We start from the raw sequence: 25,324 nt of genomic DNA on the forward strand, positions 1-25,324 counted from the left end.
GAAAACTCAAAGACGCGGTGTGTTGCCGTGGTTTGTGCCCGCCAGATCATCCAGGATGGGGCAATCGGGCCGCTCGTCCCCATGGCAGTAGTGCAGCAGGGAGGTCAGGCTTCGCTGCATGGCTTGCATGGCTTCGATGCGTTGCGCCAGGTCATTGACGTGTCTCTGGGCGATGCGCTTGACGCTGGCACTGGCGCGCTTGCGGTTGTGCCACAGGTCCACCAGTTCCGCGATCTCGGCCATGGAGAAGCCCAGGTCGCGCCCGCGCCTGATGAACTGCAGGGTGCGCACATCGGCCTCGTTGTACTGGCGGTAGCCACTGTCGGTGCGCGCCACCGGTGCGAGCAGTCCGAGCGACTCATAGTGCCGCACCATCTTGGCCGACACATTGGAAAGCCGCGCCGCCGTGCCAATGGCAACCGGCCAGAATGTGTTGTCCAGCGCAGCGGCCTCGTCGGGCACCCGATCGTTGCCTTTCATGCTGCGACTGCGTAACCTTCTTCGGCAATGGCCTTGGCCAGCAGTTCGCGGGGTTGATCGGATTGCACTTCCACCAGGTTGACAGCGCGGTCGATGGTGACTTCGGCCTGCGGGTCCACCTGCTTCACGGCGCGCGTCACCGCCTTTTCGCAGTGGCCGCAGGTCATGCCGGTGACGGTGAAGGTCTGGTTCATGGAAAACTCCTGTGTGTAAAACGGTAAGAATGGCTTGAGACGCAGCATAGCGTGAACCTTGCCACCATGGCAAGGTCAAGCGAGCCGGCAACACCACGGTTCGCTGAAGGGTTTAAATGCAGCCCGTGTTGACCTTGCCATCATGGGAAGGATTAGGATGCTGTTCATGAATACTGTTGCCGCCTCCTCGCCCGCCCCCCTGCCACTGGACATCGGCATTGGCGGCATGACCTGCGCCTCCTGTGTGGCGCGGGTCGAAAAAGCCCTGAAGAAAGTGCCCGGCGTGCAGGATGCGACGGTCAATCTGGCGACCGAATCGGCGCGCATCGTGGTCGCGCCGGGCGAGCAGATGGAGGCCCGGCTGCGCCGCGCCGTGCGCGATGCGGGCTACGAGCCGCGCGCCGCCGATGCCGCGGTGCTGGCCGAAGATGCCTCGCCCTGGGCGGGCTTCGCGCCCGTCGCGTTTGGACTTGCGCTATCAGCGCCGCTGGTGCTGCCCATGATTGGCGACCTGTTCGGCATGCACTGGATGCTGCCGCCCTGGATGCAGTTCGCACTGGCCACACCGGTGCAATTCATTCTGGGGGCACATTTTTACAAAGCAGGCTGGCACGCCCTCAAGGCGTTCACCGGCAATATGGACCTGTTGGTGTCGATTGGCACCACGGCCGGCTGGGCCCTGTCGATGTGGCTGTGGCTCACCGCCGAGCCGGGTGCCATGGTGCACCTTTACTTTGAAGGCTCGGCGCTGGTGATCACACTGGTGATGCTGGGCAAATGGCTGGAGGTGCGCGCCAAGCGGCAGACCACCTCGGCCATCCGCGCCCTACACGCCCTGCGCCCGGACGTGGCGCACCTGATCGGGCTGGATGGGGAAGTGGATGTGCCGGTGGCCGAGGTGCTGGTGGGCGACCGGCTGGTGGTCAAGCCCGGTGAGCGCTTTCCGGTGGACGGCGTGCTGCTGGAGGGCCAGACCCAGGTGGATGAATCCATGCTCACCGGCGAGCCGCTGCCGGTGGAAAAACGCGCGTCCGAACACCCGGATCAGGGCGCGGCCATCGACCCGGCAGCGGCGCTCACCGGAGGGTCCATCAACGGCGAGGGCCGCATCGTGATGCAGGTGCGCGCCGTGGGCAGCGAGACCGTGCTGTCGCGCATCATCCGTCTGGTGGAAGACGCCCAGGCCGCCAAGGCGCCGATCCAGCGCATGGTGGACCAGGTGAGCGCGGTGTTTGTGCCGGTGGTGCTGGTGATCGCGCTGGTCACCCTGCTGAGCTGGTGGCTTACAGGCCACCCGTTCGAGCAGGCACTGATCTACGCGGTGGCGGTGCTGGTGATCGCCTGCCCCTGCGCCTTGGGGCTGGCCACGCCGGTGGCCATCATGGCGGGCACCGGCGTCGCCGCGCAACACGGCATTTTGATCAAGGACGCGCAGGCGCTGGAACTGGCGCACAAGGTGGATGTGGTGGCGTTCGACAAGACCGGCACCCTGACGGTAGGCCGCCCCAAATTGACCGCCTTGCGGGTGGCACCCGGCATCACTGAAGACGAGGTACTGAAGACAGCGGCCAGCCTGCAAAGCGGCAGCGAACACCCGCTGGCGCGCGCCGTTGTCAGCCGCGCGCAGGAACAGGGTTTGAGTTTTGAGGCGCCCGACAACGTGCGTGCCGTACCCGGACGTGGCAGCGAAGGGGAGGTGGGTGTGCGCAGTTTTCTGATCGGCAGCCTGCGCTGGATGGACGAACTCAAGGTCGACACCCGCCCCATGGCCGTGGAGGCCGCAGCACTGCAGGCGCAGGGCGCCACCGTCTCGGCCATGGCCGAGCGCACCACGCAGGGCCTGACCCTGCGCGCCCTGCTGGCCTTCGGCGACGAGCCCAAACCGGGCGCCAAAGAGGCGTTGGCGGCTCTGCGCGTGCGCGGCATCAAGACCGTGATGATTTCAGGTGATAACCAGGGCGCTGCCGAAGCGATGGCGCACCGCCTGGGCCTGCGCCCGGAAGAGGGCGAAGTGATGGCCGAGGTGCTGCCCGGCGACAAGGCGGCCAAAGTGATGGCGCTGAAGGAGGGCGGACACACGGTGGCGATGGTCGGTGATGGCGTCAACGACGCACCGGCACTGGCGGCCGCCGACGTCGGCATGGCGATGGGCAACGGCACCGATGTCGCCATGCATGCGGCTGGCATCACGCTGATGCGCGGCGACCCGCGGCTGGTGGCAGCGGCGCTGGAGATTTCCGACCGCACCGTGGCCAAAATCCGGCAGAACCTGTTCTGGGCCTTTGCCTACAACGTGGCCGGTATTCCGCTGGCGGCGCTGGGCTTTTTGAACCCGGTGGTCGCTGGTGCCGCCATGGCGATGAGCTCGGTCAGCGTGATGAGCAACGCGCTGCTGCTCAAGCGCTGGAAGCCTGGGAAGGATTGAAGAAATAGGGCTCTAGCCCACGTGGAATATGCGCATTTAGCTATTATATTTGTAGCGCTTCGAGTGATTTAGTTGCCGCGCCCAAGCCGTTGGCGCATCGCCCTGAAAGCGGCGGCGGTCAGGACACCACTTCTGAGCACCTCTCTGTGAGGTCGGGAATCCCGTCTCCTCCACCGCGTCGAGTATTTTTACAGTCGAATTTCCCGCGTTGTCCCCACCGGCGGCCAAGTTGTTGATTAATATGAAGATTGGTCGCCCGTCCCAACGCGGGTAAGAAAATTGCTTGCTCATGCAAAACTGACCGCCGGTGAATTCTTCACCGCCGATCCACCTTTCATTGAAGTCGGAGGTCCGCATGCAACGAGCTGTTCTTCTGCGCTTTGGAGTCGCTGCGATTCTGCTCTCGGGCAGTTTGTCGCAATTGGCGAACGCGACACCTCAGACGGTCTTCTTCGACACTCTCAATGGATCCGTAACCGTCGGACAAGCAGTCAATGCTGGTGACACCCTGTACGTCGATACGCTTGTCCGTTCCGGATCCGGAGCATTGGCTCAGTCGGCGTCCTTCACGCTTGGCGCCGGGGTCACGGGTCTGACCGGCCATGCCGCATGGATGATTGGCGCTGCCGCGGATCCAGGACCTCGTCTCGTGGGTTTCAATGTCGACCTAGTCGACGCTAACACCAACGCCCTCGTCACAAGCGATGTGTTCGGCGGCGTCCTGGCTGGATATGCGCATTCCACCTTTGTCGCTGGCATTAGCCCCGGAGATTACCGGTTGGTGGCAACGGGAACGGGGGTGCGCGAATCGTTCTTTGATTTGGCGTTGAGCTTTACCGGAACGCCCCCGGTTTCCGTGTCGACCGCGACCGGTGCAATACCGACGCAAGGACTGATTACCAACGAGCCAACCGCCTTCTTTTCCAAACTGAACGATGCCCGAACGATGGGCGTCGCATTCAAAGCAGGAGAGTCTCTCATCGTCGATTCTTTGGTCACTTCGGACACAGGGGCGTTGGAACAACTGGTGACTTTCGCTCTTGAATCCGGGGTGGACAGCCTGACCGGGTTCGCGCAGTGGGATGTCTCACCCGCTGGCGGCATCGGGGCCCGACTGGTTGGGGTGAATATCGACCTGCTTGATGCAGGCAATACACTGATTGCGTCTGATAGCTTCAGTGGTTTAGTAGATGACTTTGCTCACTCCACGATCGGGGCTGCACTGGGTCCCGGCACCTACAAGATCAGGGCCACTGGAACGGGTATCCGCGATGCCTCTCTCAATATCGCCCTCACCTTCGGTGGGACAACGACAACAAGTGTGCCGGAGCCCTCGGGCATCGCATTGACCCTTACTGCATTGGGTGCAGCAGCATTGGGTGTTCGCCGTCGCACCCAGCACGCTTGATTGGATTTCACTTTTTGAGAGTTCAATGCTTCGTCGCCACTTCCTGCTATCCGCCACCTATCTGGCTGGTCACGGATTGCTGGCCATGGCCCAGACCAGTCCGCTTGACGCTGTTGCGGTCTACGTGGTGCCGCTAGATGATTTTCCTGAAGATCTCGGCGCTTCCCTGGCCCGGCTTCTGCAGCAGCAACTCGGAATTCGGATCAAGGCATCACTCCGGCTGGCGCCCCTCGGCCTTGGTCCCATGCCAGGAACCAATCAGTACGCGTCGGAAGATATCCTGGCGCAAGCGGTCACGGCATCCCGACGCCTGCCCGAGGCGGCAGCCACGACCTATCGCCTGTTCCTGACCACCAAAGACATCAATACACGCTCGGCGAACTTCCGGTTTCAATTCTCCACTCACAACCGGCAATTGAACAGTTCGGTGCTGTCAATGGCCCGTTTTCTGGAGTACGCCAACGACAAACCGGTCTTTACAGAACTCTCGGCTTCCCGACTCGTCAAGATGGCAAAGCGTGCCATTGGCGAGGTGAAACTCGGGTGGACCAGATCCGGTGATTCACGCGACCTCATGTACGCGCCAATCATGGGCCTCGAGGACCTGGACCGAATTGGCTATGAGCACAGTCCGAAGGCACCGGACAGCGAATCGCCGAAGCCGCAACCAGCGTCTGGCAGCGTTTAGCTGCCCGTTTCTTGCTCGAGCGACGAAAAGTACCGGAAATCGCGCCGCTGCATGTTTTATTTCCTGTTCGCAGAGCCAAGTAGCCGGCGAGGGCCGCTAACGGCCTCAACATACACTTCAATCACGTACTTATTGATGGACGCAGTAAATGAATTTGACAACACAAGGTCTCGAGCGATTTGTCGAGGCGCAGGACCGGGTTTATGAGTCTGTCTGCAACGAACTAGCGCTGGGAGAAAAAACCAGCCATTGGATGTGGTTCATCTTTCCCCAGCTCAAGGGACTGGGCCGCAGCCCGATCGCCAAGCACTATGCGATCGAGTCGGGCGCCGAGGCGCTCGCCTTCTGGCAGCATCCCATCCTGGGCAAGCGTCTGAAAGAGTGCACCCAGCTCGTGCTGGCCCAGCCCAACACGACCGCGCATGATATTTTTGGCTCGCCCGATGACCTGAAATTCAAGTCGTGCATGACGCTGTTCGCGCAGGTCGCCCCGCAGGAACCGGTGTTCAAACAGGCGCTGGAACGCTTCTTCGGTGGCAAGCCGGACGAGAGCACGCTCAAGCTGCTGTCGTAGCGTGACCCGCCCGGGGCCTGCTATTTAGCGGGAATCCGGCAATTCGATCTTGACCTCCAGCACTTCGAGATTGTCCTGGCGCTCCAGGTTCACCTTGATATCTGCCGGGTTGATCTTGATGTACTTGCTGATCACGGCCACCAGTTCACGCTGCAGGGCCGGCAGGTAATCGGGCTCGGCCGCATTGCGGCCACTACGCTCGTGCGCCAGGATGATTTGCAGCCGCTCTTTGGCGACGTTGGCAGTTTTCTTTTTTTCACCAACAAAAAAAGAGAGAAATGACATGGCCTTATTTCCCACCGAAGAGTCGTTTCAGAAGCCCCTGTTTGGGTGCATCGGTAAAGCGCATGGGCTTGTCCTCACCCAAAAAGCGGTCAATCACGTCCTTGTAGGCCTCTGACACGTCGCTGCCCTGCATGTGCACCGCCGGCACGCCCTGATTGGAGGCCTGCAGCACCGATTCACTCTCGGGAATGACACCGATGAGCTTGATGCGCAGGATGTCCTGAATATCTTCCAGCGACAGCATCTGGCCCTGGTTCACCCGCGCCGGGTTGTAGCGGGTAATGAGCAAATGCTCCTTGATCGGGTCCAGCCCTTCAATGGCGCGTTTGGTCTTGCTGGAGAGCATGCCCAGAATACGGTCCGAATCGCGCACCGAGGACACCTCGGGGTTGGTCACCACCAGCGCTTCGTCGGCAAAGTGCATGGCCATCAGGGCGCCAGTCTCGATGCCCGCTGGCGAGTCGCACACGATGTACTCAAAATCCATGGCGGCCAGGTCGGTCAACACTTTCTCGACGCCGTCCTGCGACAGGGCGTCCTTGTCACGCGTTTGCGACGCGGCCAACACGTACAGGTTGTCGCACTGCTTGTCCTTGATCAGAGCCTGGTTAAGGTTGGCTTCACCATGGATGACATTGATCAGGTCATACACCACGCGGCGTTCACAACCCATGATCAGGTCCAGGTTGCGCAAACCGACGTCGAAGTCGATCACGGCGGTCTTGTGCCCGCGCAGGGCCAGACCGGTCGCAAAGCTGGCGCTGGTGGTTGTTTTACCCACACCACCTTTGCCGGAGGTAACCACAATGATTTTTGCCATGGGTGAAACGTCTTTCAGATTAAAAATTAGGTTTTCAGGGCTTCGATCAGCAGCTTGTCCTGCCCATCGTTGCTCAAACGCACCTGCGCCGGCTTGCCACGCACGTCAGGCTCCAGCGGGTTCTCGCTGGTGCGGTACACGCCCGCAATGGAAATCAGCTCGGGCTCCAGGCACAGCGAGAAAATGCGCGCGTTGGTGTTGCCACTGGCGCCGGCCATGGCCTTGCCGCGCAGGGGCGCATACACATGGATGTTGCCGTCTGCCACCACTTCGGCGCCCTGGTTGACCATGGCCAGAACGACCAGATCAGCGCCGCGGGCGTAGATTTTTTGCCCGGATCGCAGGGGTTTGTCCACCACCATGGTGAGCTGGCCCGGGATTTCACGCACGATCTCCCTGACCACCTCTTGGACCACGTATTCGGTCGGCGCCGTGGCCGCAGCCGCCGGTCGAACCCGCGGCGCATCGACCGGCGCTTCAACCAGACCCAGCGCGAGGGCCGATTGCATCCAGGCCGTACTGGCACCACGCACCGCCAAAGGCACCAGCCGACAGGACCGCAATACCCTCAACAAGGGCTTCAGATCTTGCAGCGGCGTGTCTGGCGCCAGCTGCGAAAAATCGATCACCAGGGCGTCATGGTCAAAAAAATCCGGGTTCTCGCCGGCAACACCGTATTGCTTTTCCAGATCAGCTGCCAGCAAGTTCCAGTCATTGGTCTTGAGCATCAACGCGACCAATGGCAATTGGGCACTTTTTATTTCAAAAGAGGCAGACGTGTGGCCAGGCGAATTGCCTGCGGAAGAAACGGACATTGGGGAATGAAGAAGCAGTAGAGGACGGTTGAGCTGCGGACAAAAAAAGGACAAACGACTGGAAAGAAACACCAGACGCCGGGACTCAGCAGAGGACCGATTTTACTTGATTGCGTCAAGCCAAACCAGAACTCTGCCAGCTTCTTTCACAGGTTTTCGTAAGCAAACGTCTGGCCGGCGTGAGCATATTTTTTTGATGCGGGTTTGTTTGCACTTATCTTCTTATTTATCTATTTAAAAGATAGTAGTAGTAGATAGAGTGTTGCGATCTTTGTGGACAAGAAGATTTTATTCATACCAATCAATAACTTAGCTATGGTCAATCAATGTGCGCGACCATGCTTTTGTACTGTACCCCGAATCTGGATAACTTCACCCGACTTGATTTTCCTGTGGATAACTATGATCTTGTGCCGGAACTATTCACAGGGTTGTTCCTTGACAGATTTTAGTGCGTGGGGGCAATGCCAGACATGGGCTGGTGGCGAGTAAAACCGGCGTTGCGCCAGAAACAGGGGAGTCAGTGCGTCCTGAACGGGGCTGAAGGGCAGTTGATCTGCATCAAGGCGAGTTGACCCGTCGCATGCCATGCTTGCAGCAAAGAAGGAGATATGCCATGGCCCATGAAAGCATTCGGATTATTCGCGATGAGCATGCTGCGCTGGCGGCGATGTTGCGTTCGCTCGGCATGATGGTCGAACGTGGCCCGGTCAATGAGCCTGAGGGTTTTTTTGATGTGTTGCGGGCGATGCTGTTCTACATCGACGAGTTTCCGGAACGCCTGCATCACCCAAAAGAGTCGGAGTTGCTCTTCCCCCGGGTGGCGCGTCTGGCGCCTGAGACCGTGGAAGTCATTGCCCGGCTGGACCATGACCACGCGAAAGGCGAGTCGGCGGTGCGGGAGTTACAACACCTGTTGCTGGCCTGGGAACTGGTTGGCGATGCCAGGCGTGAGGCGTTTGACCAGGCCGCGAAGAAGTATCTTGATTTCTATCTGGAGCACATGCGCCTCGAAGAAACCGTGATTTTGCCCGCAGCACAAAAGGTGCTGAATGAGGCGGACTGGAAAGAACTCGACGCTGCCTTTGCCACCAACTGCGATCCCCTGACCGGCAAATACCCGCGGGACCCGGCCTATGACCGGCTGTTCACCCGCATCGTGATGCGGGCGCCCGCGCCGATTGGCTTGGGCGAGGGTTAAGGCCCGCGCCAGTTCATCCAGGTTCAGGGTTCAGGCCAGCGCGGGATAGTCGGTGTAGCCTTTGGCGCCACCGCCGTAAAACGTGCTGCGGTCCGGGACATTGAGGGCGGCATTTTCGCGCAGGCGGCGCGTGAGGTCGGGGTTGGCGATGAAAGGGCGGCCGAACGCCACCAGATCAGCACCCTCTGCCAGCGCCTGATTGGCCAGTGGCGTGTCATAGCCGTTGTTCACCATCCAGGCACCCTTGCCGCCGGCATGGCGGTAGGCGGCGCGCAATGCGGCATAGTCGAATGGCTTGTCGCCCTGGACATGGTCGCGGGGACCACCGGTCGAACCTTCGATGATGTGCACGAAAGCCAGGTTCAGCGGGGTAAGCTGGGCCAGGACGTATTCAAACAGCGGCTGGGGGTGCGCGTCCTGCGCATCGTTGGCCGGTGTCACCGGCGACAGGCGCAGGCCGACGCGGTCACCACCGATTTCCTGGGTGACGGCGGTCATGACTTGCAGCAGCAAACGGGCCCGGTTTTCAATGCTGCCACCATAAGCGTCAGTGCGGGTGTTGGAGCCTGAGCGCAGGAACTGGTCCAGCAAATAGCCGTTGGCACCATGGACTTCGACGCCGTCAAAACCGGCTGCGATGGCATTGCGTGCCGCGCGACAATAATCGTCGACGATGCCGGGCAACTCTTCCAGGGCCAGGGCGCGCGGGGCCGAGGTGTCGACAAATTTGGCGACTCCGTCCTTGATCAGCACCGTCTTGGTTTTGGCCGTGATGGCCGAAGGTGCCACTGGTGCCTGGCCACCGGGCTGCAGGTCGACGTGCGAGACCCGTCCGACATGCCACAGCTGCATCACGATTTTTCCACCCGCCGCGTGAACGCCGTCTGTGACAGGTTTCCATGCCGCCACCTGGTCGTCGCTCCAGATGCCGGGGACGTCCGAGTAGCCCTGTGCCTGGTGGCTGATGGCGGTGGCCTCGGTCACGATCAGGCCGGCGCCATTCCTGGGATCGGCGCGCTGGGTGTAATAGGTGGCCATCAGCGCGGTGGGCGTGGCGCCGGGCGCGCGGTTGCGCGTGAGCGGGGCCATCACCATGCGGTTGGCAAGATGCAGACGGCCGACTTGAAGGGGATCGAACAGAGAAGTCATGGATTACCTGGTTGTCAAAGAGGGATGGGACCACCCCAGCCGGGGTGACACATCCGACTGTAGGCTTTCCCGCACAATGCAAGTCTTCATGACGACGACTACCCCCCTTTCTCTGACACCCATGCGACACGTTCTCTGGCTGGCGCTGGCCCTGTCGATGGGCGCGGCACTGTCTTTGGGCATCACGCGTTTTGCCTATGGCCTGTTGTTGCCCACCATGCGGGCGGACCTGGCCTGGTCCTACACGCTGGCGGGTGCCATGAACACGGTGAACGCGCTGGGTTACCTGCTGGGCGCGTTGATGACGCCGCGCCTGTTGCAGCGCTTTGGTGCGGTCCCGGTGCTGTTGGTGGGCGCCGTGCTGGCCAGTGTGTTCATGGGCTTGAGTGGTTTCTTCACGGCCACGGCGCCCTTGCTGGCGCAGCGCCTGCTGGCGGGCGTGGCCAGTGCCTGGGTGTTCATTGCCGGGGGTCTGCTGGCGGCGCGGCTCGGCGCTTTGCAGCCGGCGCGGGGTGGTTTTTTGATCGGACTGTATTACGGCGGCACCGGTTTTGGCATCGTGCTGTCGGCGTTGCTGGTGCCGGCCGTGCTGGTTGCGGCAGAGCAGGTGCCTCACGGCTGGGCCTGGGCCTGGTGGGCGCTGGCGCTGGCCTGTTTCGCCGTCACCGCTGTTCTGCTGTGGCCCGCCAGGGTATTGCTGCATCTGGCACCAATGGCGCCTGCGGGTGCTGTACGTCCGGTCGGATTCAAGTGGCGGCCGTTTGCCTTTGCACTGGCGGGCTATGCCATGTTTGGCGTCGGCTACATCGGCTACATGACCTTTGTCATTGCCCTGTTGCGCGAGCAGGGCGCCAGTGGCCCGGCGGTGACGGCCTTCTATGCCCTGCTGGGCGTCGCGGTGCTGGCGTCATCGCGCATCTGGGCTGGTCTGCTGGACCGCTACAAGGGCGGGCAGGTGCTGGCGCTGTTGAGCGCCTTGCTGGGGCTGGCGACGTTGCTGCCGGCGCTGACCTCGGCGTGGCCGGTGATTCTGGCCTCCGGCTTCCTGTTTGGCGCGGTGTTTCTTTCGCTGGTGGCATCGACCACGGCGCTGGTGCGGCACAACCTGCCGCAAGCCGCCTGGGCGGGCGGCATCAGCGCCTTCACCATCGTGTTTGCGGTCGGGCAGATTGTGGGTCCCACCATCGTGGGCTGGATCGCCGATGGCCCGGGCGGGCTGGCCCGCGGGCTGGTGTTTTCGGCCTTTGCACTGTGGACCGGGGCCGCGCTGGCCTGGCGCCAGCGGGCCCTGTAGCGGCCAGTTACTTGAGCAGGCCTTCGGCGCGCAAGGTGTCCTGCACCGCCGGGCGGGCGCCAACACGGGCCATGAAGGCACCCAGGTTGGCCAGGCCGGAGATGTCGATGCCGACATGCTTGCTCCAGCCAGCCACCGTGAACAGATAGCCATCGGCCACCGTGAAGGCGTCACCCATCACATAGGGCGTCTTGGCCAGTTCACCATCGACCCATTGCAGGCGTGAGGTCAGGCGGGTTTTGGCGATGGTTTTGGCTTCGTCGGGCATGCCGGGGGTGAACAGCGGCGTAAAGCCTCTGTGCAGCTCGGTGGCGATGAAGTTGAGCCATTCCTGCAGCTTGTAGCGCTCGAATGTGCCATTGGCCGGTGCCAGTTGTCTGGCGGGCACCTGGTCGGCGATGTATTGCAGGATGGCCGGGCCTTCACGCAACTGGGCGCCGTTGTCCAGCACCAGCAGGGGCACGTAGCCGAGCGGGTTGATGGTGTAGTAGTCAGTGCCATCGGGCAGTTTGTGGGTTTTGGTGGGCGCGGCAATGGCTTCAAAAGCCAGACCGGACTCCTTCAGCGCGATGTGGGGCGACAGTGAGCAGGCACCGGGGGAGTAATAGAGCTTCATGGATCGTCCTTGGGCGTGGTTCAGATGAACCGGTTTGAAAAACTGTTGGAGCGCCGATGCTAGCGGCTGCGGCGAATTCCTGCCGGGCCGGGCCATGCAAAATGGCGGGATGAAACGAATTTTCAAATGGGCCTTGCTGACAGGGCTGGCGCTGCTGCTGCTGTTGGTGGCAGGCGTGTGGGCCGTGCAGCGCTGGATCGGCACGGACGATTTCAAGGCGCGGGCCGAGCGCGAGGCCAGTACAACGTTGGGGGTGGGCGTGACGCTCAGCCGCATAGAGGTCGACGTCTGGCCGCTGCCGGCGGTGGCCTTGGCCGGCGTCCAGATTCAAACGCGTCCGGCGTTGACGCTGGAACGCATTGAGGTGCGGCCAGCCTGGCGCGGTCTGCTGCAGGGCCGTCTGGAGCTGGCCACCGTGCTGGTGCGTCGTGCGTCGCTGCCGCAGGCGGGCGTGGATGCCCTGTTGCAGGCGCTACAAAAAAAGAAGCACACCACGCCCGTTTCACGGGGGCCAGAGCTGGAAAACACCACAAATCCTCAATACATCCCGCGGCGTACCGTGCTGGATCACGTGACCTGGGTCAGTGCCAGGGGCGCCAGCATGACGCTGGACGCAGATGCCTTGCTGGACGCGCAGGGCTTGCCGGATGACGTGTCAATCAAGATGTTGCAGGGGCAGTTGAAGGGCGGAACCGCCCGGCTGCTGCGCCAGGGCAACGACTGGACGGTCGCCATGGCGGTGGGCGGCGGCACCGTGAAGGGCACGGTTCAGCTGCAGCCCGCGCCCAAAGCGGGTGCGGCGTTCTCGCTCAAGGGCCAACTGGAAACCCGGGCCGTGGAAGTGGCGGCAGTGGCCAGCACCGCCCCGCCGGTATTGAGCGGGCGCCTGGATGCCACCACCTCGCTGTCAGCGCGCACCGCCAGCCTGGGCGCTTTGGCGGACGTCTTGCAGACGCAGAGCAAATTCACGGTGCGCAATGCCGTTGTGCATGGCATTGATCTGGAGAAGGCGGTCAAGACAGTGGGCCTGAGCCGGGGCGGTCAGACGCCGCTGGACACGCTGGCCGGGCAGGTCAACACCCAGGGCCGCACGGTGCATCTCACCAATCTGGTCGCCAGCTCCGGGGTATTGAGTGCCAGTGGCAACGTGACGGTAGCACCCAGCCGTGCCCTGAATGGGCGCGTCAGCGTGGATCTGGCAGCAGCCGCCCTGGGCAGTGCGGTGGCGGTGCCCCTGGCCGTGGGCGGCACGCTGGATGCGCCCGAGGTGACCCTGACACGCGGCGCCCTGATTGGTGCCGCCCTTGGCACGGTCGTGATGCCCGGCGTCGGCACCGGGGCGGGTGCCTCGCTCGGCGACAAGGTGGGCAGCGGTCTCAAGAAGCTTTTTGGCAACTAGCCCCCGTCCCCTATGCCTTGATAGCTATCAATACGATAGCAAAATGTCTTTGTCAGACGGCCGTGGCCCGAATCAGGTCGGCGGCTTTTTCCGCGATCATGATGGTCGGCGCGTTGGTGTTGCCCGACACCAGCTGCGGCATGATGGACGCATCGACCACGCGCAGGTTCTGAATACCGTGCACGCGCAATTCCGCGTCCACCACCGCCATGGGGTCGCTGGCCGGGCCCATTTTGCAGGTGCCGCAGGGGTGGTACTCGGTGTCGGAATGGTCGCGCAGGAACTGTTCGATCTGCGCCGGATTGTCGCGCTCCAGCGGGTACAGCATCGCGCCGCGGTAGGGGGCAAACGCCTTGCTCTGCATGATGTCATGGCCAATTTGCGTGCCCTTGATCAGGGTGGCCATGTCGCGCGGGTCGGACAAGAACGCGGGGTCGATCAGCGGGGCGTTTTTGGCATTGGCACTTTGCAGCGTGACGGTGCCCCGGCTTTTGGGCCGCACCAGCGTGACGTGCAGCGTGTAGCCATGGCCCCGGTGGTTCTTGCGGGTGTGGTCGTCCACGATGCCGGTGCACAGCGCCAGCTGGATGTCGGGCGAGGGCTCGCTCTTGTCTGCAAACAGGAAAGCCTGCGATTCGGCGACGTTGCTGGTGATCATGCCGGTGCGCTGGTTGCGCCACTGGAAGATGCCGCGCACGATGGCCGCCAGCCCGGACAGCGACAGCCCGAAGGTGGCGTCCTTGCGCTGGGTGCGGTAGATCAGCACCGTCGTGATGTGGTCATGCAGGTTCTGGCCGACACCGGGCAGGTCGTGCACCACGGCAATGCCGTGCTGCTGCAGATGCGCCGCCGGGCCGATGCCGGAGAGCATCAGCAACTGGGGCGAGCCAAACGCTCCGCCCGACAGAATCACCTCGCGCCGGGCCCGCACCTGGCGGGTTTGCCCCGCCTGCTGGAACTCGGCCCCCACCGCGCGTTGGCCTTCCAGGACGATGCGCTGGGTGTGCGCCTGCGTGATGACGGTGAGGTTGGGCCGCGCCCGATGCGGCGTGAGGTAGCCCTTGGCGGCGCTCCAGCGTTCGCCATTTTTCTGCGTGACCTGGGCCGGGGCGCAGCCGAACTGGGAGGCGCCGTTGTAGTCCTTCGTGACGGGCACGCCCTGTTCGGTGCACGCGTCCAGAAACGCCTGGTTGATGACGCTGGGGCTGCGCAGGTAGCTGACATTGAGCGGGCCACCGGTGCCACGGTAATCGTCGGCGCCAAAGCATTCGTTGTTCTCTGATCGCTTGAAGAGCGGCAGCACGTCGGCATAGGACCAGCCGGGGTTGCCCTGCGCCGCCCAGTGGTCGTAGTCCAGCCGGTTGCCCCGGGTGTAGACCATGGCGTTGATGGAACTGCTGCCACCGAGCACCTTGCCGCGCGGCTGGAAACCGCGCCGACCGTTCAGGCCCGGCTGCGGCACGGTCTGGTAGTTCCAGTTGTGAATGCCGAGTGCGGCGGTGGCGGCAAAACCCAATGGCGCGTGGATGAAAACAGAGGTGTCGGGTCCACCGGCTTCGAGCAGGCAGACGGAAACCGCCGGGTCTTCGGACAAGCGGCTGGCCACCACACAACCGCCTGCGCCGCCGCCGATCACGACGTAATCAAATTCCTGAATTTGCACTTGGGGCTACCTCATTGAATGAATTGAAAATGGGCTACTTGGTGAGGAAATCCAGGTACTTGGTCGCAAATTTCCCGTACGGCGGCCACATGAATTTGATCGCGCTGAACGGCGCCTGATAGAACACCGGGCGCATCTTGGAAAAGGTGACGAAACCTTCGTGACCGTGGTAGTGCCCCATGCCGCTGTCGCCCACGCCGCCAAAAGGCAGGTCATGCTGGCCGACATGAAACAAGCCGTCGTTGACGCTGACGCCACCTGACATGACGTGGTGCAGCAGGCGGTGCACCAGCGCCTTGTCATTGCTGAAGGGGTAGAGCGCCAGCGGACGGGGCCCGTCATTGATGGCCTGGATGGGTTCTTCAATGGCGTTGTAGGCAATGACCGGCAGCACCGGGCCAAAGATTTCCCGGGTGCGCAAGGCGCAGTCGGCGGGTGCATTGAGCACGATGTGCGGCGCAATCTTGCGGGTGATGGCGTCCCAGGCAGCGCCGGGCACGAGTTGCACCAGGGTGGCGCCGCGCGCCTGTGCTTCTTCCAGCGCGGCGACCACGCGGTTGAAGGAGCGCTCGTCAATCATGGAGGTGTAGTCGGGCGTGTCCAGGCGCGGGTAGCGCTCGGCCACGATGCCCTTTGCCATGGCGGTGAATTCGCTGACCTTGCCCGCGGGGATGTAGACGTGGTCCACCGTGGTGCAAATCTGCCCGGCGTTGAAGTACTTGACGAACAGCAGGCGCTCGGCCGCCTTGCGCAGGGGATAGTCCTCGCAAATGATGGCGGGCGACTTGCCCCCCAGTTCCAACGTGACCGGGCACAGGTTGGGGGCCGCGGCGGCCATGACGGCGCGCCCGGTGACCCCGGAGCCGGTGAACAGCAGGTGGTCAAACTTCAGCTTGGAGAACTCGATGCCGACGCCGCCGGTTTCATCGAAGAAGGCCAGCTTGTCCCGGGGAAAATAGCTGGGGCATTTTTCAATCAGGAGTTGAGCCAGGCGGCGGGAGTTTTCCGACATCTTCACCATCGAGCGGTTGCCGGCAGCAAAGGTGGCGATCAGGCCGCTGAAGGCGAGGTTGATCGGAAAATTCCAGGGCACGATGGCCCCGACGATGCCCAGGGGCTGCGGGATGATGCGGTTGCTGGCGCCCAGGAAGTTCTTCAGGTCGACGCCGCGGCGCTGCGGCTTCATCCATTTCTTCAGGTGCTTGAGGGTGTGGTCCACGCCGTCTACGACACTGAAAATCTCGGCAAACAGGGTTTCGTGGCGCGAGCGGTTGCCGTAGTCGGCGCTGATGGCGTCCACGATGGCATCGCGGTTGTCGCGGATGAAGGCCTTCAGCTTGAGCAGGTCGGTGCGGCGCTCGTCAAAGCTGGGGTAGGGGTGGGCAAAGTAGGCCGCACGCTGGAGCTTGAGGGTATCTTCGAGCGTGTTGCGGATGACATCGACCGGGGTGACGGAATGCAGGGGAGTGGCGGACATGGGGTACCTCTTTTTGAATATGGCTGAATTGTTCGCGGGGTCGCAAAACCGTGGCTGACCGGGCTGGTCTCAGGTCCGGTAGCCGGGGTCCATGCGGTCGAGCTTGCGCAACAGGGCCGGCCAGGCCAGCGCGGCGCCCATGCCAGCCGTGGCCACCTTCATGACGCTGGCGATGCCGGCCACGATCTGCGGGTTCACCAGGGTCAGTTCCCCACCGGCCTGGGCGTCGATCTGGATGCGGCAGGTATTCTCGAACGTGTACATGGCCAGGAACGCGTCGGGAATAGTCTTGCCGACGGTGAGCAGGCCGTGGTTGCGCAACATCAAGTAGTTGGCATTGCCCAGGTCGGCCTGCAGGCGTGGTTTTTCCTCGTCGCGCAGCGCCACGCCTTCGTAGGCATGGTAGGCCAGTGAGCCCAGAACAAAGGTGGATTGCTGGCTGATCGGCAGCACGCCGCATTTCTGCGCGCTCACGGCCACACCGGCGCGGGTGTGGGTGTGCAGCACGCAGCCGGCGTCTTCACGCACCTGGTGGATGCAGCTGTGGATGGTGAAGCCGGCCGGGTTCACCGGATAGGGCGAGTCGCTGAGTTTGTTGCAGTGCTGGTCGATCTTGACCAGGCTCGAGGCCGTGATTTCGTCAAACATCATGCCGTAGGGATTGATCAGGAAGTGGTGTTCCGGGCCGGGAATGCGGGCCGATACGTGGGTGAACACCAGGTCGCTCCAGCCATAGGCGGCCACCAGCCGGTAACAGGCGGCGAGGTCGCAACGCAGCTGCCATTCTTCGGCGCTGACAACTTCTTTGAGTGAGGGGATGTGCATGGGGGCTCCGATAGGGGTGTTTTGCACCCTGTTGAATGGTCAGGGGACGAAGGGTATGCGCGGTCTGGAGGTTCAACTGTCCAGAATTTGACAATCAAGGGTAATCACTAGCAGGAAATGGGGAGGGCATTCCAAAATCGACGCCCCTTGCGCCATGTCGGCCAGGCCCTGGATCAGTGGCGTGCCGGGGCCCGACCCTGCGGCTTGCCAGCCTGCCGTCCTGCTCAGTGGGTGAGTTGGCGGTCCGCGTTGTGGGCGCCCGCTGCCAACCTGAATTCGCTGGGACTGCAGCCGGTGTGCTCGCGAAAGACCCGGCTGAAGTGGGACAGGTTGTTGAAGCCCCAGGACAGCGCAATGTCGGTAATGGGCCGTGCCTGCGGCCCGGTTTGCTGCAGCTCGCGAATGCAGGCCTCGAGCCGCAGGCGCAGGATGTGGCTGGCCAGCGTGTCGTCGTCCCCCGCAAAGGCATTGTGCAGGTGGCGCTTGCTGCAATTGAGGGCGTGGGCGATGTGCTCCACCGACAGGGCCGGGTCGCGCAGGTTCAGGGCGATGTAACCCCGAATGCGGTCTTTCAACACCTCACGTTGCGTCAGCGCGGTTTGCTGGCCCGACAGTTCGATCAGCGAGAGCCGCACCAGCTGGGCGATCAGTTCACCGGCACCCCGCGCCGCGTCGGCGCTCATGTGGGGCAATTCCTGGTAGGTGCTGCGCATGGTCGCCAGTGCCACCCGGGAGATGCCGCTGGCGCCACCCACGTAACGCGCCATCAGATTGTCCAGACGCAGGCCGCGCTCCATGATCTGGGCCTTGGGCAACATCACGATCAGGTGCTCCACCCGTTCGGGGTTGTGCACCTCATAAGAGCCCGTGGTGTCGTAAATGGTCCAGGCACCGGGGCTGACCCAGGCCTGGCGTCCGAGTTGCTCAACGCCGGCACGTCCATGCAGCGGGGCCACGATTTTCAGATAGCCGGCATCGCTGGCGCGCACCATGTCCTGCGTGCGGACCACGCGGTGGCGATTGGCCTCCAGTTTGGTCAGGATGACATCCCCGGCATTCACGGACGCCATGTGGCCATCGAATTCGGTGTCGCCATAGAGGTCGGATTCCAGGCCACCGAAGTGCTTCCAGATCCATTCACGCCACACCGGCGCCCGCTCGCGTGGGGCGATATGGTCGGTCGTGACGACAAGCGAAGCGGGCATGTGGTTCTGCGTGAGTGGGGGGTTGCGGTGCTTCCGAATTATGGGCTGTGTGCCCCGTTTTGTCCCGGAGCGGAATTCAGGGTTAACCCGTGGCGCTGTGCGCGATTGATCAAGTGGATATTGCGCGCTGAGCAAAGCGCCTGTGGATCGGGTCTCCTACTATCTGTGCTCCAAGCCCCGGGGTGGGCCTACAAAGGAGACATCATGGTTCAACAATCCAAACGCACCTTGCTCAAGGGCGCGGCTGCCGCAGTCGGGGCGGCTACTTTTGCCCCCCAGCTATTTGCCCAGGAAAAGCCCGTGCGAATCGGCTACGCCATCGCGCGCACCGGCCCGTGGACGGGCGGTGCCCAGATCAGCCAGGAGCCCAATTACCTGTTGTGGGCCGAGCAGCAGAACGCGGCGGGTGGCCTGAATGTCAAGGGCGTCAAACGCCCGATCGAGCTGATCAGTTCCGACGACCGCAGTGACATCGAAACCTGTGTTCGCTCTTACGAGAAACTGATGGGCAGCGACAAGGTCGACCTGATCCTGCCGCCCTGGGGCTCGAACGCCAATTTCGCCGTGGCGCCTCTCGCCAATCGCATGGGCTACCCCGTGCTGGCGCCCACCGCGCTGTCGCGCAAGCTGGTCGAGATGAAGTTGCCCAATTTCTTTTTGCTGCTGCAGCAGCCGGACCGCATGGTCGGTGCCCTGGTGGACATGCTGGTGGCCAATGGCGTCAAGACGCTGGCGGTGATCTACGTCGATGACCTGTTCGGCCTTGAGAATTATGCGGCGCTGAAGATTGCGCTCAGGGGCACCGGCATCCAGATCGTGGAAGAGAAAAGTTACCCCGGCGACATCAAGGACCTGTCGCCCGTGCTGCGCTCCATCAAGGACAAGAACCCCGATGCGTTCGTCGGTCTGAGCTACCCGCCCGACACCATTCTGGCCAGCAAGCAGTCCAAGGAGAGCGGCTTCAATCAGAAGTTTTACTACGCTTCGGTGGGCACGGCATTCCAGCTGTATCGCAACGTGATGACGCCCGCCGGGGCCGAAGGCGTGCTCGGCATGGGTTCCTGGAACAGCAAGACCAGCCCGGCTGCCAAGGCCTATTTCGATGCCCATACCAAGAAATTCGGCGGCAAGGAGCCGGATCGCTGGGCCAGCGGCCACTGCTGGGCGGGCCTTGAGATCATGCAGGCGGCCGTCGCCAAGGTGGGTCTGGACCGCAAGGCGATCCGCGACTACGTGGCCGCAACGACGCACAAGACCATCATTGGCGATGTCAAGTTCACCGGCAGCGAAAACACCGCCACGCCGGGCACCGTGGGCCAGTGGCAGAACGGCGAGTTTGAGGTGGTCTGGCCGGCAAAAATCGCCACGGCCAAGCTCAACCCGAACAAGCCGGCCTGGAAATAAGTTGTCGGTTACTGCCTGGCTTGAACTGATTGCCTCCGGTCTCATCACCGGTGGCATCTACGCGCTCGTCGCGCTCGGACTCAATTTGCAGTACGGGCTGATGCGCATCCTGAACATTGCCCATGGTGAATTCCTGATGGTGGGCGCTTACCTGACTTGGATGGCGCAGAGCACGCTGGGACTTTCGCCGCTGTTGATGGTGCCGGTGTCTTTTGGGGTGATGATGGCGCTGGGCGTGGTGATTCACTGGCTCACCTTTCGCCGCCTTACCGCCACCTCGCCGAACCTCGACATTTTTGAGGCGCGCGGCCTGATGGTGGCGTTCGGCCTGATGTTCCTGGTGCAGAACTTCGCCTCCTACATGTGGGGTGGCGACCTGCGCGGCTACGACTACCTGACCGACCCGGTGAAGCTGGGCGATGCCCAGTTTGCCGGCAACAAGCTGCTGGTGTTTGGTCTGGCCCTGCTGTTCAGCGGCGCCCTGATTGTGCTGTTGCGCTACACGCTGCTGGGCAAGGGCGTGCGGGCGCTGATGCAGTCGCCGGTGGGCGCGCAACTGGTCGGCATCGACACCAAACGCCTGCACCCGCTGATGTTCGGCATCGGTCTGGGCCTGTCCGGCGTGGCCGGTTGCCTGCTGTCCATGGCCTACACCATCACCCCATCCATGGGTGAGCCTTACACCGTCACCGCGCTGATCGTCATCACGCTGGGCGGCTTTGGCAGCATGAGCGGCGCGCTCGCGGGCGGCCTGCTGCTGGGTGTGATTGAAGCGCTGGGCATGCATTTCAGCAACCCGTCGCTCAAGGCTTTGCTGTCCTACAGCGTGTTCATTGCCGTGCTGTTGTTGCGGCCGCGTGGCTTGTTTGCAAAATAAGAAGAAGAAAAAGAAGATGACCAATCGCCAGATTCTTGTGCGCGACCTGCTGGTCCTGCTGGCCTTTGCCGGCTGGGCCATGGCGCTGCCGCATTACGGCAGCGAGTTCGTGGTGTCGATGGCGCTCACCTGTCTGATGTACGTGGCGCTGTCGTCGAGTTGGGGACTGTTCTGTGGCAGCACGCGCTACCTGTCGCTGGCCACCTCGGCCTTCTTCGGCATTGGCGCCTACACCAGCGCCCTGGCGCTGGAAAGCCTGTCGTGGCTTGAATCCATTGCGCTGGGCGCTGGGCTGGCCACCGCGGTGGCTGTGGTCATGGGGGCGGCGGTGCTGCATTTGCGCGGCACCTACTTCGCGGTGCTGACTTTCGGCATGACCGAGTTGATCCGCCACGCCGTGACTTATTTCGAGAAGAAGGTCACGGGCACCGTGGGTCGGGTGCTGACCGTGATCCCGGACCGCGACACGATCTACCTCACGGTGCTGGCACTGGCGGTGCTGGCGGTGCTGGTGTCCATCATCGTGCGCCGCAGCCGCTTCGGTCTGGCGCTCATGGGCATTGGGGCCGATGAGCAGCGCGCCCAGACGCTGGGCGTGAACACCCGCCTGATCAAGATCATGGGTTTTGCCATCACGGCGGCCTTTGCCGGTGCCGTCGGCGCCGCCATGGCGGTGCGCTGGACCTACATCGATCCGCACACGGTGTTCAACCCGTTCATCGGTTTTCAAACCGTGCTGATTGCCCTGATTGGGGGCGCGATGACGCTGTGGGGGCCGCTGATTGCCGCGATCGTGTTCAGCGTGCTGGCCGAGACGCTGCGCCTGCAGGCACCGCAGATCTACATGATGTCGCTGGGCCTGTTGCTGATTCTGAGCGTGCTGTACCTGCCGGGCGGCCTGGCCTCGCTGCGCTGGAGCACCTTTGGCGGCTGGTGGCGTGGCAGCCGTCAGTGGGTGCGTGAGGCAAGCGCGCGGGAGCGCAAGAATGTCTGAAGTATTACTCGACGCCCGTGACATCACGGTGCGCTTTGACGGCCTGACGGCGGTGGATGCGGTCAGTGCCACCTTTCGCACGGGCGAGCTGGTGGGCATCATCGGGCCGAACGGCGCCGGCAAGACCACGTTCTTCAACGCGATCTCGGGCGTGATCGCGCCGACCTCGGGCCAGCTGATCACGGGCGGGCGCAATCTGAGTGGCAAGGGCCCGCACCGCTATGCGTCGGCCGGCATTGCACGCACCTTCCAGACGCCGCGCGTGTTTCCTGACATGCCGGTGGTGGCCAACATCGACTTCGGCCTGAAGTTTGCCGGGCGCCATCGCAAGGGTTCCTGGCATTTGCGCGATGCGTTGAGCATTGTGGAACTGATCGGCCTGAGCCATCTGGCCGACCTGCCGGCGGGCGCCATCACCCCATCGCAACAGCGCCTGCTGGAGATTGGCATGGCGCTGGCGACGCGGCCGCGCCTGCTGCTGCTCGATGAGGTGGCGGCCGGTCTGACCGAGGCCGAGGTGGAGGCCATGGCGCAGCTGATCCGCCGCATGCGCGATGAGCTGGACCTGACGGTGGTGTGGATCGAGCACGCGGTGACGACGCTGTTGCGCCACGTGGAGCGCGTGATCGTGCTGCACCAGGGCCGCAGAATAGCTGACGGCACGCCCGCGGAAGTGGTGCGCAATGCCGAGGTCATCGAAGCCTATCTGGGCGACGAGATGGTGGAGGCCGCAGCATGATGTGGTTCGAACCCACCCCCTTCGTGCTGGGCGGATCAAAGCGCGCGCATCTCAAGGTCAATGGCTTGAGTGCCGGCTATGGCCCCTTTCTGGTGCTGCGCGACCTCAAGCTTGAAGTCAAGCCCGGCCTGACGGTCATCCTGGGCCCCAATGGCGCCGGCAAGACCACCTTGCTCAAGGCGCTGGCCGGCCTGATTGGGCGCGGCGGCGAGGTGCTGCTGGACGAGAAAAAGCTGCCGGAAAAGACCAACGAGATTGTGAAATCCGGCATGGCGCTGGTCGCCGAGGGCCGCCAGCTGTTCCCGCAAATGACGGTCACCGAGAACCTGGAACTTGGTGGCTGGCTGGTGAACAAAGCAGAACGTGCCAGCCGGCTGGAGCAGGCGCTCACTGACTTTCCAAAATTGCGCGAACGCGCCCAGCAACTGGCCGGCACCATGAGTGGCGGCGAGCAGCAGATGGTGGCCGTGGCGCGCGCCATGATGAGCGCGCCGCGCTTGTTGATGCTGGACGAGCCATCACTCGGCCTGGCGCCGAAGATGGTGGACGAATTGCTGGCGATCGTTCGGCGCATTGCCGATGCCGGCACCACCGTGCTGATGGTGGAGCAGAACGTCAAGAAGGCACTGGCGGTGGCCGACCGCGGCTATGTGATGGAGCGCGGCATGCTGCTGGCCAGTGGGCCGGCCGCGTTGCTGGCGCGCTCCAGCGTGATCCGGGAGGCCTACCTGGGTGTGGATACGGCAGGCAAGACGGCTGCATCAGGGGCGGGTGACGCCGCCAGCCGCCGGGCGGTTTCCGCCACGGCTTGAACAATTTATCAATTTTTACCCAAGGAGATCCATCATGTCTGACATGTCCATGCTCATCAATGGCCTGAAGGTCACGGCCGAAAAAGGCGCCACATTCGAGCGCCGCAATCCGCTGGACGGCAGCGTGGCCACCCGTGCCCCCGCCGCGTCCCCGGCGGATGCCGTGATGGCCGTCGAAGCTGCTGCCGAAGCCTTCAAGACCTGGAGCCAGACGGGGCCCAGCGAGCGCCGCATGCTGCTGCTCAAGGCCGCTGACGCGCTGGAAGCCAAGACGCCGCAGTTCATCGAGGCCGTAGCGGCCGAGACTGGCGCTTCGGGCATGTGGGCCGGATTCAACGTGCACCTAGCCGCCGGCATGATCCGCGAGGCGGCCTCTCTGACCACGCAGATCAGCGGCGAGGTAATCCCGTCCGATGTGCCGGGTTCACTGGCGATGGGGGTGCGCCAGCCCGCCGGTGTGGTGCTGGGCATTGCGCCCTGGAACGCGCCCATCATTCTCGGCGTGCGCGCCATCGCCACACCGCTGGCCTGTGGCAACACGGTGATTTTCAAGGGCTCGGAAAACTGCCCGCACACCCACCAGCTGATTGTGGAAGCCTTCTCGGACGCCGGTTTTCCACCCGGCGTGCTGAACTACATCACCAACGCCCCGGCCGACGCCGGTGCTGTGGTCGAGGCGATCGTGGCGCATCCGGCGGTGCGCCGCATCAACTTCACGGGCTCTACCAAAGTGGGCAAGATCATCGCCATGACCTGCGCCAAATACCTCAAGCCGGTGGTGCTGGAGCTTGGCGGCAAGGCGCCGCTGGTGATCCTGGACGACGCCAACATCGAGGACGCCGTCAATGGCGCCGCGTTCGGCTGCTTTGCCAACAGCGGCCAGATCTGCATGTCGACCGAGCGCATCATCGTGGACCAGAAAATTGCCAACGAGTTCGTCAAGAAATTCGCCGCCAAGGCCAGTGCCTTGCCGCTGGGCGACCCGCGCAAGCCCGAGCCGGTGGTGCTGGGCTCGGTCATCGGCATGAGCACGGTGGAGCACTGCAACGCGCTGATTGATGACGCGCTGGCGAAGGGCGCCAAGCTGCTGTGCGGCGGCAAAGCCACCAACACGCTGATGCCCGCCACGGTGCTGGACCATGTGACGCCGGCGATGAAGATCTACCATGAGGAAACCTTCGGTCCGGTCAAGTGCGTCGTGCGCGTCAACGGGGTGGAAGAAGCCGTGGCCTGCGCCAACGACAACGAGTACGGTCTGTCAGCGGCCGTGTTTGGCGGTGACATCGCCCGGGCTTTCAACGTGGCGCGCCGCATTGACTCCGGCATCTGCCACGTCAACGGTCCCACCGTGCACGACGAAGCGCAGATGCCGTTTGGCGGTGTCAAGGGCAGCGGCATCGGCCGCTTTGGCGGCAAGGCCGGCGTGGCCGAGTTCACCGAGCTGCGCTGGATCACGATCCAGACGACGCCCCGGCATTACCCGTTCTGATAGCTGGCGGGGGCAGATGACCGCGCCGTTGTTGCCGGACCGCTGCCTCAGCCGGGTTGCGTTGCCAGCTCCAGCTGGGTCAGCCAGGCCAGCGCCCCGACGGCGCTGGCACCGCACATCTCGGCCGACGGCATCAGTTGGCTGCAGACGGCGGGGCGTTCCGGCTGACCGAAGATGCGGCAGCCATTGGCGTCGTCGAGTTGCACGCAGCGCACTCCCGCGGGCTTGCCGTGCGGCATGCCGGGAATCGCGGAGCTGATGGAGGGGGCGATGCAGCAGGCACCACAGCCAAGCCGGCACTTCATGTCAAGTTTCATTTGCTATATAAATCGTAGCTAAAGACGCAATGGGGACGTGGGCTAGAGTGCTTTTTTTGGTATGAAACCATTGGTTCGCCCGCAGCACCGGATTGACAGCATCTGGCACGCACGGGCGGTGAGCTTTGCGCTGCCACACGCCGTCGGCGTCGAATGCCTGCAAAGGCCAGAAGC

The 25,324-nt window shown here is 63.0% G+C and carries 25 protein-coding genes; 13 read left to right on the forward strand and 12 right to left on the reverse strand.

The window, feature by feature from the left end:
• Nucleotides 1–6: 6 nt before the first annotated feature.
• Together cueR and Q7T10_RS03535 are read right to left on the reverse strand one after the other, a co-directional pair.
• Nucleotides 7–480 (reverse strand): Cu(I)-responsive transcriptional regulator, encoded by a 474-nt coding sequence (gene cueR, locus Q7T10_RS03530; RefSeq protein ID WP_304745980.1) that lies wholly within the window; start codon nt 478–480, stop codon nt 7–9.
• Nucleotides 477–674 carry a heavy-metal-associated domain-containing protein gene (locus Q7T10_RS03535; RefSeq protein ID WP_304745982.1) on the reverse strand — a complete coding sequence of 66 codons (198 nt, stop codon included), beginning with the start codon at nt 672–674 and terminating at the stop codon, nt 477–479. The genes cueR and Q7T10_RS03535 overlap by 4 nt, the downstream gene beginning before the upstream one ends.
• A gap of 166 nt (nt 675–840) precedes the next feature.
• Between Q7T10_RS03535 and Q7T10_RS03540 the strand changes: the two genes are divergently transcribed.
• The 4 genes from Q7T10_RS03540 (at nt 841) to Q7T10_RS03555 (ending at nt 5,769) form a co-directional block, all read left to right on the forward strand.
• Entirely contained in the window at nt 841–3,099 is a 2,259-nt protein-coding gene (locus Q7T10_RS03540; RefSeq protein ID WP_304745984.1) for a cation-translocating P-type ATPase, read from the forward strand.
• Nucleotides 3,100–3,454: 355 nt separating this feature from the next.
• Entirely contained in the window at nt 3,455–4,507 is a 1,053-nt protein-coding gene (locus tag Q7T10_RS03545) for a PEP-CTERM sorting domain-containing protein (RefSeq protein WP_304745986.1), read from the forward strand.
• Nucleotides 4,508–4,532: 25 nt separating this feature from the next.
• Nucleotides 4,533–5,195: a hypothetical protein gene (locus tag Q7T10_RS03550; protein ID WP_304745988.1), complete on the forward strand. Its 663-nt coding sequence runs from the start codon at nt 4,533–4,535 to the stop codon at nt 5,193–5,195.
• Nucleotides 5,196–5,343: 148 nt separating this feature from the next.
• Entirely contained in the window at nt 5,344–5,769 is a 426-nt protein-coding gene (locus Q7T10_RS03555; protein WP_304745991.1) for a DUF1810 domain-containing protein, read from the forward strand.
• Nucleotides 5,770–5,793: 24 nt separating this feature from the next.
• Here Q7T10_RS03555 and minE read toward each other — a convergent pair whose 3' ends face one another.
• From minE to minC, 3 genes are read right to left on the reverse strand one after another with little or no spacing between them, the layout of a single operon-like run.
• Nucleotides 5,794–6,054 carry a cell division topological specificity factor MinE gene (minE, locus tag Q7T10_RS03560; RefSeq protein ID WP_304745993.1) on the reverse strand — a complete coding sequence of 87 codons (261 nt, stop codon included), beginning with the start codon at nt 6,052–6,054 and terminating at the stop codon, nt 5,794–5,796.
• Between the two features lie 4 nt (nt 6,055–6,058).
• Nucleotides 6,059–6,874 (reverse strand): septum site-determining protein MinD, encoded by an 816-nt coding sequence (gene minD / locus Q7T10_RS03565; protein ID WP_304745996.1) that lies wholly within the window; start codon nt 6,872–6,874, stop codon nt 6,059–6,061.
• Between the two features lie 26 nt (nt 6,875–6,900).
• Nucleotides 6,901–7,689: a septum site-determining protein MinC gene (gene minC / locus Q7T10_RS03570; RefSeq protein WP_304745999.1), complete on the reverse strand. Its 789-nt coding sequence runs from the start codon at nt 7,687–7,689 to the stop codon at nt 6,901–6,903.
• Between the two features lie 616 nt (nt 7,690–8,305).
• Here minC and Q7T10_RS03575 point away from each other — a divergent pair.
• A complete protein-coding gene (locus Q7T10_RS03575; RefSeq protein WP_304746002.1) occupies nt 8,306–8,890 on the forward strand; it encodes a hemerythrin domain-containing protein in 585 nt (194 codons plus the stop codon).
• 30 nt (nt 8,891–8,920) lie between these two features.
• On the opposite strand, the gene Q7T10_RS03580 is transcribed toward Q7T10_RS03575, so the two are convergent.
• Nucleotides 8,921–10,039 carry an alkene reductase gene (locus tag Q7T10_RS03580; RefSeq protein WP_304746004.1) on the reverse strand — a complete coding sequence of 373 codons (1,119 nt, stop codon included), beginning with the start codon at nt 10,037–10,039 and terminating at the stop codon, nt 8,921–8,923.
• A gap of 121 nt (nt 10,040–10,160) precedes the next feature.
• Here Q7T10_RS03580 and Q7T10_RS03585 point away from each other — a divergent pair, with 121 nt between their 5' ends.
• Nucleotides 10,161–11,333: a YbfB/YjiJ family MFS transporter gene (locus Q7T10_RS03585; protein WP_304746006.1), complete on the forward strand. Its 1,173-nt coding sequence runs from the start codon at nt 10,161–10,163 to the stop codon at nt 11,331–11,333.
• 7 nt (nt 11,334–11,340) lie between these two features.
• On the opposite strand, the gene gstA is transcribed toward Q7T10_RS03585, so the two are convergent.
• On the reverse strand, nt 11,341–11,949 hold the full coding sequence (gene gstA / locus Q7T10_RS03590) for a glutathione transferase GstA (RefSeq protein ID WP_304746009.1): 609 nt from the start codon (nt 11,947–11,949) through the stop codon (nt 11,341–11,343).
• A 109-nt stretch (nt 11,950–12,058) separates the two neighbouring features.
• On the opposite strand from gstA, the gene Q7T10_RS03595 reads away from it, so the two are divergent.
• Nucleotides 12,059–13,348 carry an AsmA family protein gene (locus Q7T10_RS03595; protein ID WP_304746012.1) on the forward strand — a complete coding sequence of 430 codons (1,290 nt, stop codon included), beginning with the start codon at nt 12,059–12,061 and terminating at the stop codon, nt 13,346–13,348.
• A 52-nt stretch (nt 13,349–13,400) separates the two neighbouring features.
• On the opposite strand, the gene Q7T10_RS03600 is transcribed toward Q7T10_RS03595, so the two are convergent.
• The 4 genes from Q7T10_RS03600 to Q7T10_RS03615 all read right to left on the reverse strand — a co-directional run bounded on the left by Q7T10_RS03600 (nt 13,401) and on the right by Q7T10_RS03615 (nt 18,518).
• On the reverse strand, nt 13,401–15,005 hold the full coding sequence (locus tag Q7T10_RS03600) for a GMC family oxidoreductase (protein WP_304746108.1): 1,605 nt from the start codon (nt 15,003–15,005) through the stop codon (nt 13,401–13,403).
• A gap of 40 nt (nt 15,006–15,045) precedes the next feature.
• On the reverse strand, nt 15,046–16,488 hold the full coding sequence (locus Q7T10_RS03605; RefSeq protein ID WP_304746015.1) for a coniferyl aldehyde dehydrogenase: 1,443 nt from the start codon (nt 16,486–16,488) through the stop codon (nt 15,046–15,048).
• A gap of 69 nt (nt 16,489–16,557) precedes the next feature.
• Nucleotides 16,558–17,313 (reverse strand): class II aldolase/adducin family protein, encoded by a 756-nt coding sequence (locus Q7T10_RS03610; protein ID WP_304746017.1) that lies wholly within the window; start codon nt 17,311–17,313, stop codon nt 16,558–16,560.
• Between the two features lie 224 nt (nt 17,314–17,537).
• Nucleotides 17,538–18,518, reverse strand: a complete 981-nt coding sequence (locus Q7T10_RS03615) for a helix-turn-helix domain-containing protein (RefSeq protein ID WP_304746020.1) — start codon at nt 18,516–18,518, stop codon at nt 17,538–17,540.
• Nucleotides 18,519–18,722: 204 nt separating this feature from the next.
• Between Q7T10_RS03615 and Q7T10_RS03620 the strand changes: the two genes are divergently transcribed.
• From Q7T10_RS03620 to Q7T10_RS03645, 6 genes are read left to right on the forward strand one after another with little or no spacing between them, the layout of a single operon-like run.
• Nucleotides 18,723–19,922, forward strand: a complete 1,200-nt coding sequence (locus Q7T10_RS03620) for an amino acid ABC transporter substrate-binding protein (protein WP_304746023.1) — start codon at nt 18,723–18,725, stop codon at nt 19,920–19,922.
• A gap of 1 nt (nt 19,923) precedes the next feature.
• Nucleotides 19,924–20,799 carry a branched-chain amino acid ABC transporter permease gene (locus tag Q7T10_RS03625; protein ID WP_304746025.1) on the forward strand — a complete coding sequence of 292 codons (876 nt, stop codon included), beginning with the start codon at nt 19,924–19,926 and terminating at the stop codon, nt 20,797–20,799.
• Between the two features lie 16 nt (nt 20,800–20,815).
• On the forward strand, nt 20,816–21,793 hold the full coding sequence (locus Q7T10_RS03630; RefSeq protein WP_304746027.1) for a branched-chain amino acid ABC transporter permease: 978 nt from the start codon (nt 20,816–20,818) through the stop codon (nt 21,791–21,793).
• Entirely contained in the window at nt 21,786–22,532 is a 747-nt protein-coding gene (locus Q7T10_RS03635; RefSeq protein ID WP_304746029.1) for an ABC transporter ATP-binding protein, read from the forward strand. The genes Q7T10_RS03630 and Q7T10_RS03635 overlap by 8 nt, the downstream gene beginning before the upstream one ends.
• Nucleotides 22,529–23,344 (forward strand): ABC transporter ATP-binding protein, encoded by an 816-nt coding sequence (locus Q7T10_RS03640; RefSeq protein ID WP_304746031.1) that lies wholly within the window; start codon nt 22,529–22,531, stop codon nt 23,342–23,344. The genes Q7T10_RS03635 and Q7T10_RS03640 overlap by 4 nt, the downstream gene beginning before the upstream one ends.
• 34 nt (nt 23,345–23,378) lie before the next feature.
• Nucleotides 23,379–24,833: an aldehyde dehydrogenase gene (locus tag Q7T10_RS03645; protein WP_304746033.1), complete on the forward strand. Its 1,455-nt coding sequence runs from the start codon at nt 23,379–23,381 to the stop codon at nt 24,831–24,833.
• Nucleotides 24,834–24,880: 47 nt separating this feature from the next.
• Here Q7T10_RS03645 and Q7T10_RS03650 read toward each other — a convergent pair whose 3' ends face one another.
• Nucleotides 24,881–25,138 carry a YkgJ family cysteine cluster protein gene (locus Q7T10_RS03650; protein WP_304746035.1) on the reverse strand — a complete coding sequence of 86 codons (258 nt, stop codon included), beginning with the start codon at nt 25,136–25,138 and terminating at the stop codon, nt 24,881–24,883.
• Nucleotides 25,139–25,324: the final 186 nt, after the last annotated feature.

This window comes from Rhodoferax sp. (assembly GCF_030646845.1).
In the GTDB taxonomy this organism is placed as follows: domain Bacteria; phylum Pseudomonadota; class Gammaproteobacteria; order Burkholderiales; family Burkholderiaceae_C; genus Rhodoferax.

Bases quoted from the DNA above. Each gene is read 5' to 3' on its own strand.
- cueR (WP_304745980.1), bottom strand. From the start codon at position 480: ATGAAAGGCAACGATCGGGTGCCCGACGAGGCCGCTGCGCTGGACAAC.
- Q7T10_RS03535 (WP_304745982.1), bottom strand. From the start codon at position 674: ATGAACCAGACCTTCACCGTCACCGGCATGACCTGCGGCCACTGCGAA.
- Q7T10_RS03540 (WP_304745984.1), top strand. From the start codon at position 841: ATGAATACTGTTGCCGCCTCCTCGCCCGCCCCCCTGCCACTGGACATC.
- Q7T10_RS03545 (WP_304745986.1), top strand. From the start codon at position 3,455: ATGCAACGAGCTGTTCTTCTGCGCTTTGGAGTCGCTGCGATTCTGCTC.
- Q7T10_RS03550 (WP_304745988.1), top strand. From the start codon at position 4,533: ATGCTTCGTCGCCACTTCCTGCTATCCGCCACCTATCTGGCTGGTCAC.
- Q7T10_RS03555 (WP_304745991.1), top strand. From the start codon at position 5,344: ATGAATTTGACAACACAAGGTCTCGAGCGATTTGTCGAGGCGCAGGAC.
- minE (WP_304745993.1), bottom strand. From the start codon at position 6,054: ATGTCATTTCTCTCTTTTTTTGTTGGTGAAAAAAAGAAAACTGCCAAC.
- minD (WP_304745996.1), bottom strand. From the start codon at position 6,874: ATGGCAAAAATCATTGTGGTTACCTCCGGCAAAGGTGGTGTGGGTAAA.
- minC (WP_304745999.1), bottom strand. From the start codon at position 7,689: ATGTCCGTTTCTTCCGCAGGCAATTCGCCTGGCCACACGTCTGCCTCT.
- Q7T10_RS03575 (WP_304746002.1), top strand. From the start codon at position 8,306: ATGGCCCATGAAAGCATTCGGATTATTCGCGATGAGCATGCTGCGCTG.
- Q7T10_RS03580 (WP_304746004.1), bottom strand. From the start codon at position 10,039: ATGACTTCTCTGTTCGATCCCCTTCAAGTCGGCCGTCTGCATCTTGCC.
- Q7T10_RS03585 (WP_304746006.1), top strand. From the start codon at position 10,161: ATGCGACACGTTCTCTGGCTGGCGCTGGCCCTGTCGATGGGCGCGGCA.
- gstA (WP_304746009.1), bottom strand. From the start codon at position 11,949: ATGAAGCTCTATTACTCCCCCGGTGCCTGCTCACTGTCGCCCCACATC.
- Q7T10_RS03595 (WP_304746012.1), top strand. From the start codon at position 12,059: ATGAAACGAATTTTCAAATGGGCCTTGCTGACAGGGCTGGCGCTGCTG.
- Q7T10_RS03605 (WP_304746015.1), bottom strand. From the start codon at position 16,488: ATGTCCGCCACTCCCCTGCATTCCGTCACCCCGGTCGATGTCATCCGC.
- Q7T10_RS03610 (WP_304746017.1), bottom strand. From the start codon at position 17,313: ATGCACATCCCCTCACTCAAAGAAGTTGTCAGCGCCGAAGAATGGCAG.
- Q7T10_RS03615 (WP_304746020.1), bottom strand. From the start codon at position 18,518: ATGCCCGCTTCGCTTGTCGTCACGACCGACCATATCGCCCCACGCGAG.
- Q7T10_RS03620 (WP_304746023.1), top strand. From the start codon at position 18,723: ATGGTTCAACAATCCAAACGCACCTTGCTCAAGGGCGCGGCTGCCGCA.
- Q7T10_RS03630 (WP_304746027.1), top strand. From the start codon at position 20,816: ATGACCAATCGCCAGATTCTTGTGCGCGACCTGCTGGTCCTGCTGGCC.
- Q7T10_RS03635 (WP_304746029.1), top strand. From the start codon at position 21,786: ATGTCTGAAGTATTACTCGACGCCCGTGACATCACGGTGCGCTTTGAC.
- Q7T10_RS03640 (WP_304746031.1), top strand. From the start codon at position 22,529: ATGATGTGGTTCGAACCCACCCCCTTCGTGCTGGGCGGATCAAAGCGC.
- Q7T10_RS03645 (WP_304746033.1), top strand. From the start codon at position 23,379: ATGTCTGACATGTCCATGCTCATCAATGGCCTGAAGGTCACGGCCGAA.
- Q7T10_RS03650 (WP_304746035.1), bottom strand. From the start codon at position 25,138: ATGAAGTGCCGGCTTGGCTGTGGTGCCTGCTGCATCGCCCCCTCCATC.